Source organism: Streptococcus sp. HMSC10E12, from assembly GCF_001807855.1.
In the GTDB taxonomy this organism is placed as follows: domain Bacteria; phylum Bacillota; class Bacilli; order Lactobacillales; family Streptococcaceae; genus Streptococcus; species Streptococcus salivarius.
Genome location: NZ_KV791089.1, coordinates 167,506 through 178,338 on the forward strand (window position 1 = coordinate 167,506; position 10,833 = coordinate 178,338).

Sequence of the window (10,833 nt, forward strand, 5' to 3'; positions counted from 1 at the left end):
TACTAGAATTTTTGTTAGTCAAACACAATAATGGATTTAATAGACTTACGTTCATCCATATCTTTATAAGCCTGATTAATCTCATCCAAGCTGTAGCTATTAGTAAAGACACGTCCTGGATTGATATCACCGTCAAGAACTGCTTTTAACAAAACTTGTTTATCATAAGTAGTAACTGAGGCTGCTCCACCCGCCACTGAGATATTTTGGGCAAAGGTTGAACCAAGGGCACGGTTATTGTAATGAGGAACGCCGACAAATCCCATACGGCCTCCATTGTGAAGAACACCAAGAGCTTGATCAACTGCTGCTTCAGTACCCACACATTCAAGAGCAGCATCCGCTCCTCCTCCAAGGATTTCACGGACCTTGGCAATGCCTTCTTCACCACGCTCAGCGACAACAGCTGTCGCACCTGACTCCAAGGCCATCTTTTGACGGTCTTCGTGGCGACTCATGAGGACGATTTGCGACGCACCACGCATTTTGGCTGCGATAACCGCACATTGACCTACAGCACCGTCACCAATAACGACTACCTTGTCACCTTTTTGCACATTAGCCACACGCGCTGCATGGTAACCGGTCGGCATGACATCAGCAAGAGTCAAAAGTGACTTAAGCATGCCTTCGCTGTAATCTGAAGGTTGACCTGGAATTTTCACAAGTGCCCAATTGGCAAAATGGAAACGGATATACTCAGCCTGAACACCACCTGACCAGTTGGTGCCAATATGGCGGTCACAAGTCCCATCGTAGCCGGCACGGCAGGCATCACACTCCCCACAACCATGAGTGAAAGGCGCGATAACAAAGTCACCTGGTTTTACAGTAGTGACAGCCTCACCAACTTCTTCGACGATTCCGATAGCCTCATGACCGCTATTACTATGTCCTTCTTCGATTTCAGGATTACGGTAACTCCAAAGGTCTGAACCACAAACGCAGGTACGGACAATGCGGATAATAGCATCATCTGGAGCCTCAATTTGCGGTCGATCAATATCTGCTAGACCAACCTGACCAGCTTTGGTGTAAACTGCTGATTTCATATGTTTACCTCTTTTTCTTTAGTTACTATTAGTATACACTTTTAATTAAGCTCTGGCTCAAATCAAGCCCTCCAAATTACTTTCAAACAATAGCAACTAATCATATTTTTTCCCATACTTCTTTTCTAGCATTTTCTTGACCAGATAAGGCATTTTGACATTTTCGCGACCTTTTTTCGCAATCAATTTCTTGACGAAATCGGGCATTTGAATATCCTGTTCCTCATCCAAAATCTGACTCGTGCTTGATGGAGATTCCAACTCATCAAAGGTCTCCAGCTGAGGTTGATAGTCACTATAGTCACCGTCTATATGAGACTGAATTGTCGAAAGAAGTGCCTTGATTAAACGAGGATCGCTATTTGGCATAGGAGGTCGGTGATAGGCCACACCAAGCTCCTGGCATAATTCCTTACACTCCACATCATTATCAAAAAGGACCTCAATATGCTCACTAATAAAAGCAATCGGGACAAAAATATAGTGGTCAGGATGCTCCCTCTCATCTCGCAGATATTCTAAGACATCAGGCTTAATCCAAGGAATACCTATATCACTCTCACTCTGCCAAGTATTGGTGTACTGCTCCTCTTCAAGCCCTAAAATCTCCGCAATCAAGCGACTATTATCATAAATCTGATCGATATAAGGGTCACCAAAATCTAGTGCCAAAACTGGGACGCTGTGGGCTGAAAAAATCACCTTATAACTGTCGTCTCCAATCTGATCTAAAATATTTCGAATTTCATCAGCCCAATAGTGGAGAAGTGAAGGTTCTTGATACCAATCCTTGATAATTTGGAACTTAATCTGCTCACTTTCTAAAAATTTCTCATAGCCCATGACTGAATAGTATGAATAATGGGGCTCTAGGATCAAACACAAACACTCTTCAATTCCGTCATTCTCCATCTCTTTAATCGCATCTGCGATGAAGGGACGGGAAAATTTATTGGCAAAGTAAACCGACACTTGTTCTCCAAGAGCGGAAGCTACCAAGTCAACTTCTTTCTTTGTTATCCTTTGGAGCGGCGTTCCACCGATTCGTAGGTAATGGTCATATAAGGTCTGAATTTCATGGGGTTCGGGACGAACTCCACGTCGTATATTTGTGAAAAATTCCGCTACTCCTTCATAGGTAATCTCTTCTGGGGACCCAAAAGTCATCATCAACACAGCTCTTTTACTCATAATTACTCCTTGTTCCACGTTTGTTCTATTTTATCACGAAAAGGCTTACTTTAGTTAACTTAGTATCAAAAAAACTCCTAGACACAAACTCTAAGAGTTTAAATAACGTTTCTTAATGATGGTGACAATGTCCTTGATTTTGACCCACTTCCAACTCCTCAATATTACGTTTATGGGCTCGGTGGGTGGCTAGGTCTTCATCAACCTCAATGGTAACGTTTTGAAAACCACAATCTTTGAGCAAGGTACGAATCGCTTCTTTACAAACCTCCATGTGGTTGACATGCTCCAGACAAACATGGACAATGGCGTTCTTTTCCAGGCCATCCATGGTCCAAAGATTAAGCTGATTGATACTAGCCACATGCTCCAACTGCTCCAAATCACTCTTGACTTGCTGGATATCCACTCCTTCTGGCACGGCATCGAGGAAAATCCTGAGCGTGCTCCAAAAACGTGGAATGGCTTTTGACAGAATAAAGAAGGAAATAGCAAGAGATAAGAGCGGATCCAGAATATACAAGTCGGTAAATCGAAGAACAATGGCCATTAGGATGACAGCCACCCAGCCCAATGTATCTTCCAGAAAATGCAGGCTAAGAATGGATTCATTCTTGGTTTGCCCCTTGCGAATGACGAGGCTCGCTAGCACATTGATGCTGACGGCTATGATTCCTAGCCAGAGAATCCCCTCATCATTGACTGGTTGTGGGTGAAAGATTTTCGTTATATTTTCCAAAATCACAAGAACAGACCCTGTCATAAGAATCACAGCTGTTACCATGGCCCCTAAAAGGCTAAAGCGCTTGTAGCCCAAGGTATAGTGGCTATCTTCTTCACGATTTGAAATGCTCTCCAAAAAGGCTGAAATCCCAATAGCAATAGCATCTCCCAAATCATGGACGGAATCAGCCAGGACCGCACTGGATCCAAAAATTCCTCCTGCAATAAACTCAACAATGGCATAGCCTAAATTCAAGAAAAAAGCCAGCCAGACCGCATGTTTAGTCTTCATAATCCTAAATCCTCTGATATAATAGATTCATGAACATCTTGTTCATTATCTATTATCCACTACTATCAACAGAAAGGATAGGAGCAAACTGTTTAGGGTGTACGTTACTGAACAGTTTGTTCAAAGTGTCCATATGACAGCACAGGATCGTCGCATCACCAAAACTCGAAAAGCTATCTATCAAGCTTTTTTACACCTACTCAACCAAAAAGACTACGAGGCTATCACCGTTCAAGAAATCATTGACTTAGCCGATGTGGGGCGCTCGACCTTTTACAGCCATTACGAGAGTAAGGAATTATTGCTAGATGAACTCTGTCAAAAGCTCTTTCACCATCTCTTTGAGCGTGCTGAACACCTATCCCCACAAGACTACCTGGCCCATATCTTTCAGCATTTCAAGAAAAATCAAGACCATGTGACCAGTCTCTTGCTCTCTAAAAATGATTATTTCATCCGGCAACTACGAAAAGAACTAGAGCATGACGTCTATCCAATGGTAGCCGACGAACTGATTAAGGCCCATCCAACCATCCCTCACTCCTACCTCAAACACCTGGTCGTCAGCCATTTCATCGAAACTCTCAGCTGGTGGTTGAAGAAAGGTAAGTCCTACACCGAACAAGAAGTCATCCAGTTTTATTTGGAGATTTTAAAAGTGGGTTCTAACTAGAAAAGCGTGTCTTCAATGTCCATCGTGCAATTTTATTTTCTTTTTCCAGCCCTATTCATGCTTCACGAACTCGAAGAAATCGTTTGGATGCCATCCTTTATCAAAAAAATATCAATCCAGTATCCAAACAATCGAATCCTATCTTATTACACTCCTTTTGCTTTCAATGCCATTGTCTTGGAGCAATTTCTGATCCTAATGACATCGCTATATCTTAGTTACCAGTTTAACAACTATAGCATTTACGCAAGCATCATAATCGCTTATATCTACCATGTCTTAGGACATCTGATTCAGACAGTCGTTATTCGAAAATATGTGCCTGGATTGTTGACGGGCATTTTTACGAGTTTGTTTGCTCTTTGCAATCTCAAAAATGAATTTCCAATTAAACTTTATGGTTACTCTCTTTTTACCTTATTGGTTATTATTTTAAATCTTGAAGTATCATTTATGATTCTTCATAAAATCAGTCATAAAAAATAGTACTCAGGCAATCATATCTTAGAAAGGAAACCCTATGTTCTTCCACATTCTTATCGGCTTTTTTACAGTCTTCTTTGCCCTTGCTTTTGCTCTTCTTCACTTATTGGCTTCTCTTTCTGAAGTTAAAAAAGGGAATCACACTCTAGGAAATACATTTCTCCTCATCGGAAGTAGCCTTGCGACCTTATCTCTCACCCTCTACTTCTTTTTACCGATTGTCGCTCTAGTCCTTTGGCTGATCGGCTGTGGTTTGATTTGCTACGGGGCCTATTGGAATGGGAAACGCAAAGAAGTGTTCCACCCAGCCCACCACCTGATTCGGATGAGCATCGCTCTGGTCCTTACCATCTTGTTAGCCTTACTATAAAAAAAGCTCAAGTTTTATCAATGAAAACTTGAGCTCTTTTATTATTCTATACATCATCCAAAATGCTATACCTTTTACAGTTTATATCCTTTTTAACTCCCCTATTTTCTATTTTTTAAAAGTGAGGACTGTTTTTTCTTGCTAGGAACGAAGCAAAACTGCATTTTTCAAAAAAGCGATTACCTTTCGAATGTGACTAGCATTGGTGCCAACGCTAGTTGCTAGTGCTTTAGAACGCAATGACTCCTTGCTCTTACTAATCATCATTAGGATATGTAAAGCAAGACTTCCTTACTTCACTTTTTTTAAATGATCAGGCCATGTGACTTGTTGTCAAACTCTAAAATGGGAATCGTGTGTTGCTAAATCATAAATCACCTCTTGTAAATTTATACTATTGTACCAAAAGCTGACGAAGTATCAAGGAGTTGTCTTTAGCAATCCAGAAAACTTCTCTTCCATGCATATAAGAAATCGTTGCACTGCTGGAGAAATTGGCCTCTACCTTCCATTTCTTTTTCATAATACTATTTTTACTTTTTTATTCATTATACAAGTAAGACTGAAGAAAATGCAATTAAAATCCTTAAAAAGTCTTTGTAAACTGCAATAAAAGGCTCTATAATTTCTGTAGTGGGTAAAACCACCATAGGAATTATGGAGCCTATTTTGTTGTAGAAAAAAAGTCCCATAAGACCTATAATGAAAAGTGACCAAACCAACATTAGAAAGAATCTAAAGACAAGAACATCAAGATTTTTGATTATTTTGATGCTGGAACACATAAAGAAGTCATCGATAAGCTAGATGATTATCCTGCACCTATGTGCCCTCGCTGCTTAGGACAAATGGCTAAATATGACTTCCAAAAAGAATCTAAAATCCCCTATCTAGAGTGTGCAGGCTATAAGATACTCATTCGATTAAGAAAACGTCGTTTCCGTTGTAAAGTCTGCGGGAAAATGGCTTTCTCAGAGACTTCCTTAGTCAAAAAGAATCACCAAATCGCGACCATCGTCAACCAGAAAATCACTCAAAAATTAATCGAGAAAGTCCCTATGACGGCTATCGCAGACAGTCTATCTGTCTCTACTTCGACAGTCATTCGTAACTGGAAACTCATTCAACAGGATAGTAGTAAACTCAGCGATAGACGTTTTTATCGCCCGACTTTTTACTCACACTTGACCAATAAAGAGATTTTAGAAAAGCTGCTTTCATACTCTCAAGAACTTAGAAAGCACTATGACCTCTTACAGGCAGATACCTATATCATGGCGGTGATTAATAACTAACATTTGGATACTCTAACAGAGCTGAGTGAGTTGGAGAGGAAGGGCTGCTTTCTTCCCCAATGATTAATGAATCAATATAAGTATTTTTAAGAGGGATTTAAGGAAAAATTTAACTTTGCCTTAAGCCTTTTTTATTTTAGGATATTATACTAGAGCCATCAAATAAAGAAAAACTCTAAGGAGAATCCTATGAAATTCAATCAAAATCAAAGATATACTCGTTGGTCTATTCGCCGTCTCAGTGTCGGTGTTGCCTCAGTTGTTGTGGCTAGTGGCTTCTTTGTCCTAGTTGGGCAACCAAGTTCTGCACGTGCCGATGTCGTCAATCCGACCCCTGCTCAAGTCGTACCAGACGCTGCTTCGGTGAGTGAAAAGAGCGACTTACCAGCTGAACTTCTCAAAGAAGCAGTCGATACAGCTCTTCCTTCAGAACAGGTAAACTCAGCACCTAAAGCAAGCTTGGATACTACAAGCTCTCCAGAAAAATCGGATGTGACTGCTGAAGACCATGTAGTAGCACCAAAAGAAGAAGTGCAAGCAAAATCAGAATCTAAGAAAGAAACAGAAGATGTGGTTGAACCTGCGACAAATCCTGCGCCTGCCGTCTCTGGACAAGACCGTGAAGCAAGTGAAGCTCAACCAGCAACCACCCCAGCTGAAGTACAAAAAGGTGTGGCCGACAACACTAAAGATACGGTTGATGTTCCAGCTACATACTTGGACAAGGCCAATTTCCCTGGTCCATTCACAGCCGGTGTTAACCAAGTCATTCCATATGAATTCTTCGCTGGTGACGGTATGTTAACTCGTTTGATTTTGAAATCCTCAGACAAGGCTCCATGGTCAGACAATGGCTCAGCTAAAAATCCTGCTCTCCCACCAGTAGAGAAATTGGGCAAAGGTCTTTACTTCTATGAAGTGGATTTAGCAGGCACCCAAGGAAAATCTGATAAAGAGTTGCTTGACCTCTTAAAACAAAACGGCACTCAAAGTTATAAAACTACCATCAAGGTGTACGGTGTGAAAGATGGCAAACCTGACTTAACCAATCTGGTAGCAACTAAAGATTTGGATGTTAACTTGAACGGCTTGACTACCTCAGCTGAAGTTCAAAAAGGTGTGGCCGACAACACTAAAGATACGGTTGATGTTCCAGCTACATACTTGGACAAGGCCAATTTCCCTGGTCCATTCACAGCCGGTGTTAACCAAGTCATTCCATATGAATTCTTCGCTGGTGACGGTATGTTAACTCGTTTGATTTTGAAATCCTCAGACAAGGCTCCATGGTCAGACAATGGCTCAGCTAAAAATCCTGCTCTCCCACCAGTAGAAAAATTGGGCAAAGGCCTTTACTTCTATGAAGTGGATTTGGCAGGTACTCAAGGTAAATCAGATAAAGAGCTTCTTGACTTCTTGAAACAAAATGGTACTCAAAGTTATAAAGCTACTATCAAGGTGTACGGCGCTAAAGATGGCAAGGCAGATTTGAGCAATCTCGTAGCAACTAAAGATTTTACTGTCAATTTGAATGGCTTGACCACACCAAATCAGGTTAAAGAGTCTGTTGTTAACAATATCAAAGACATGATTGATGTTCCAGCTAGCTACCTTGATAAGGCTAAGGTTCCTGGACCTTTCTTGGCCGGTGTCAACCAAGTAATTCCCTACGAAGCTTTTGGTGGAGATGGCATGTTGACTCGTCTAATCTTGAAAGCTTCAGACAAGGCTCCGTGGTCAGACAACGGAACAGCTAAAAATCCTGCTCTATTGCCACTTGAAGGCTTGGCTAAAGGCCAATATTTCTACGAAGTGGATTTGAATGGCAATACGGTTGGCAAAGATGGTCAGGCCTTGCTGGAGCAAGTTCGAGCTAACGGAACCCATACGTATCTAGCTACTGTTAAAGTCTATGGCGCTAAAGACGGCAAACCTGATTTGACCAATCTGATTGCTACTCGTCAAGTAACGATTCAGCTTCGTGGAAAAGAAATGGCGACAATACCATCTCAACAAGGTCAGATGAATACGAAGCCTTCTGAAACAGGCTCTACAGGTACGACTGAGGGTATGATGGGTACAAATCACCATATGTCAGATATGAAAGTAGATCAACCAGCTTCTAGCCCAATGGCTAATATGATGAAAAAAGATGATAAAGCGATGCTACCAAATACTGGGGAAGCTAAAACAGCTACAGCTGGCCTTGGTATCTTTGGTCTAACCTTGGCAGGGCTTGTTGGACTTTTGGGTTTGACAACCAAACGAGAAGATTAAGATTCAAATCACTTAAACATTAGAGAAAACAGTGTTATACTAAAGCAAGTGTAACACTGTTTTTATCGAAGGAGTGTCAAATGAAAAAGACAATTTTGCTGGTTGATGATGAGATAAATATTCTAGATATTCAAAACCGCTATCTTATACAGGCTGGTTATGACGTTTTAGTCGCCCATGATGGTAAAGAGGGATTAGAGCTTTTTAGAAAAAAATCTATCGACCTTATTATCACAGATATCATGATGCCCAATATGGACGGTTATGATTTTATCAGTGAAGTTCAGTATATCGCCCCGAATCAACCCTTCCTCTTTACAACTGCTAAGACAAGCGAACAGGATAAGATTTATGGATTAAGTTTGGGGGCAGATGATTTTATAGTCAAACCCTTTAGCCCACGCGAATTAGTTTTAAGAGTGAATAATATCTTGCGTCGCCTTAGCCGTGGGGGAGAGACAGAACAGATCGAGTTTGGTGACTTGGTAATCAACCATGTGACTCATGAGGTCCGCCTTGGGGAACAACCTTTGGAATTGACAGTAAAATCCTTTGAACTTCTATGGGTATTGGCCAGCAATCCTGAGAGAGTCTTTTCAAAGACGGAACTTTACGAGAAGGTATGGCAAGAGGACTATGTGGATGATACCAATACACTCAATGTTCATATTCATGCTTTGAGGCAAAAATTGACCAAGTATACGAATTCAAATGCTCCTGCTATCAAAACTGTCTGGGGTTTGGGCTATAAGATGGAAAAACCAAGAGGTAGAAAATGAAATTAAAAAACTATATTTTAGTGGGTTATCTAGTGTCTACTTTACTGACTATTTTGGTCGTTTTCTGGGCAGTCCAACGAATGTTGATTGATAAAAGTGAAGTTTACTTTCTAGTTGGAATGACCTTGATTGCTAGTTTCATTGGCGCTGCAGTGAGCATCTTTCTTTTGTCGCCTGTTTTCTCTTCTCTGAAACATTTGAAAAAACAAGCTCAGAATATAGCAAGCAAGGATTTCAGCACAGAAATTGAAACCAAAGGCCCATTAGAATTTCAAGAGCTGGACCAGGCTTTTAATGACATGTCCCACAAATTGCAGGCTACCTTTCAATCACTTGATGAGAGCGAGCAAGAAAAGAGAATGATGATTGCGCAGCTCTCTCACGATATTAAAACTCCCATTACCTCCATTCAGGTTACTGTGGAGGGAATTCTAGATGGAGTGATTAAGGAAGAGGAGCGGCTCCACTACTTATCCACGATTGGTCGGCAAACTGAGCGTCTAAACAAGCTAGTGGAGGAATTGGATGTTTTGACTCTTAATACACAACCTCAAGATACTGCTGATGAAGAAGTCGAAGAGATCTTTTTAGATCAGCTGTTGATTGAGTCAATGAGTGAATTTCAACTCCAGATTGAACAAGAAGAGCGAGATGTTTACATTCAAGTGTCACCTGAGTCGGCGAAAATCAAGAGCCATTCTGACAAACTTTCTCGCATTCTGGTCAATTTGTTAAACAATGCCTTTAAATATTCAGAACCAGGAACCAGAATCGAGGTTCTTGCCCAATTAACAGAACAAGAGCTGACAATCAGTGTGAAAGACGAGGGTCAGGGGATCCTTCCTGAAGATTTGGAAAAGATCTATAAACGCCTTTATCGTGTCGAAACTTCGCGCAATATGAAAACAGGTGGTCATGGCTTAGGCCTTGCAATTGCACGAGAACTAGCCCATCAGCTTGGTGGCGAAATCACAGCAGAAAGTCAGTATGGCTTAGGAAGCAAGTTTACATTCAGCCTTAGTTTGAAATAAAACCGTAAAATCCCTTTACAAATCTAGCTTTTCATGGTACAACAGCCTTTGTGCGAAATTGCAGCAGGAAAGCATGAAGCTCGTCAACAGGTGCAGTTTATCACTATGGATATGTCTGGGGCTTATATTCCACTTGCCAAAAGGCTTTTTCCAAACGCTAAAATCGTTCTTGATCGTTTCCACATTATTCAGCACCTTAGTCGAGCCTTTTTAAAGACAAGAATTGCAATTATGAACCAATTCGATAAGAAGTCACTACCCTATCGAGCCTTGAAAAATCACTGGAGACTCTTTCAAAAGGACAGCCGTAAGTTATCTCTCAATTCTTTTTACTCACAAACCTTCCGACAAACTTTAGTACCACATGAAATCATTGAGAAGACACTAGGCCTTTCAGAAGAGCTTACCGACTACTATTCTCTTTATCAGCTTTTGCTTTTTCACTTTCAGGAGAAAAGAGTAGATGAGTTTTTTGAGCTCATTCAAGAAAACTTAAATGTCGTCAATCATTATTTTCAAACTGTCTTTAGGACTTTTCTTAGACACAAACAATACATCAAAAACGCACTAGAAACAGACTATTCAAACGCAAAACTTGAAGCAACTAATAAGTTGATCAAAGACATCAAACGCTTGGGCTTCGGTTTTAGAAACTTCATCAACTTTA

The 10,833-nt window shown here is 40.8% G+C and carries 10 protein-coding genes and 3 pseudogenes; 8 read left to right on the forward strand and 5 right to left on the reverse strand.

The window, feature by feature from the left end:
* Positions 1-14: 14 nt before the first annotated feature.
* From HMPREF3112_RS05525 to HMPREF3112_RS05535, 3 genes are all read right to left on the reverse strand, one after another.
* Entirely contained in the window at positions 15-1,052 is a 1,038-nt protein-coding gene (locus tag HMPREF3112_RS05525) for a zinc-binding dehydrogenase (protein WP_048675722.1), read from the reverse strand.
* Positions 1,053-1,148: 96 nt separating this feature from the next.
* Positions 1,149-2,243, reverse strand: coding sequence for a ferrochelatase (gene hemH / locus HMPREF3112_RS05530; RefSeq protein WP_048675720.1), 1,095 nt, complete (start codon positions 2,241-2,243; stop codon positions 1,149-1,151).
* A 112-nt stretch (positions 2,244-2,355) separates the two neighbouring features.
* Positions 2,356-3,258, reverse strand: coding sequence for a cation diffusion facilitator family transporter (locus HMPREF3112_RS05535; RefSeq protein WP_048675719.1), 903 nt, complete (start codon positions 3,256-3,258; stop codon positions 2,356-2,358).
* A gap of 133 nt (positions 3,259-3,391) precedes the next feature.
* Here HMPREF3112_RS05535 and HMPREF3112_RS05540 point away from each other — a divergent pair, with 133 nt between their 5' ends.
* From HMPREF3112_RS05540 to HMPREF3112_RS05550, 3 genes are read left to right on the forward strand one after another with little or no spacing between them, the layout of a single operon-like run.
* Positions 3,392-3,931, forward strand: coding sequence for a TetR/AcrR family transcriptional regulator (locus HMPREF3112_RS05540; RefSeq protein WP_239682173.1), 540 nt, complete (start codon positions 3,392-3,394; stop codon positions 3,929-3,931).
* Between the two features lie 15 nt (positions 3,932-3,946).
* A complete protein-coding gene (locus HMPREF3112_RS05545) occupies positions 3,947-4,417 on the forward strand; it encodes an HXXEE domain-containing protein (protein ID WP_048675715.1) in 471 nt (156 codons plus the stop codon).
* Positions 4,418-4,451: 34 nt separating this feature from the next.
* The gene (locus HMPREF3112_RS05550; RefSeq protein WP_048675714.1) at positions 4,452-4,784 is read left to right on the forward strand and encodes a hypothetical protein; all 333 of its coding nucleotides are present in this window, start codon (positions 4,452-4,454) and stop codon (positions 4,782-4,784) included.
* A gap of 144 nt (positions 4,785-4,928) precedes the next feature.
* Here HMPREF3112_RS05550 and HMPREF3112_RS05555 read toward each other — a convergent pair.
* Positions 4,929-5,072, reverse strand: a pseudogene (locus HMPREF3112_RS05555) (Rrf2 family transcriptional regulator); the annotation flags it as partial.
* Between the two features lie 106 nt (positions 5,073-5,178).
* Positions 5,179-5,307, reverse strand: a complete 129-nt coding sequence (locus tag HMPREF3112_RS11660; protein WP_256262666.1) for a hypothetical protein — start codon at positions 5,305-5,307, stop codon at positions 5,179-5,181.
* Positions 5,308-5,533: 226 nt separating this feature from the next.
* Here HMPREF3112_RS11660 and HMPREF3112_RS10990 point away from each other — a divergent pair.
* From HMPREF3112_RS10990 to HMPREF3112_RS10995, 5 genes and pseudogenes are all read left to right on the forward strand, one after another.
* A pseudogene (locus tag HMPREF3112_RS10990) lies at positions 5,534-6,043 on the forward strand (transposase family protein); the annotation flags it as partial.
* A gap of 225 nt (positions 6,044-6,268) precedes the next feature.
* Entirely contained in the window at positions 6,269-8,356 is a 2,088-nt protein-coding gene (locus HMPREF3112_RS05570; RefSeq protein WP_070438585.1) for an SSURE domain-containing protein, read from the forward strand.
* A gap of 80 nt (positions 8,357-8,436) precedes the next feature.
* A complete protein-coding gene (locus HMPREF3112_RS05575; protein WP_037611630.1) occupies positions 8,437-9,135 on the forward strand; it encodes a response regulator transcription factor in 699 nt (232 codons plus the stop codon).
* Positions 9,132-10,166: a sensor histidine kinase gene (locus HMPREF3112_RS05580; protein ID WP_048675708.1), complete on the forward strand. Its 1,035-nt coding sequence runs from the start codon at positions 9,132-9,134 to the stop codon at positions 10,164-10,166. Before HMPREF3112_RS05575 ends, HMPREF3112_RS05580 begins: the two co-directional genes overlap by 4 nt.
* 75 nt (positions 10,167-10,241) lie before the next feature.
* Positions 10,242-10,833 (forward strand): annotated as a pseudogene (locus HMPREF3112_RS10995) (transposase); the annotation flags it as partial.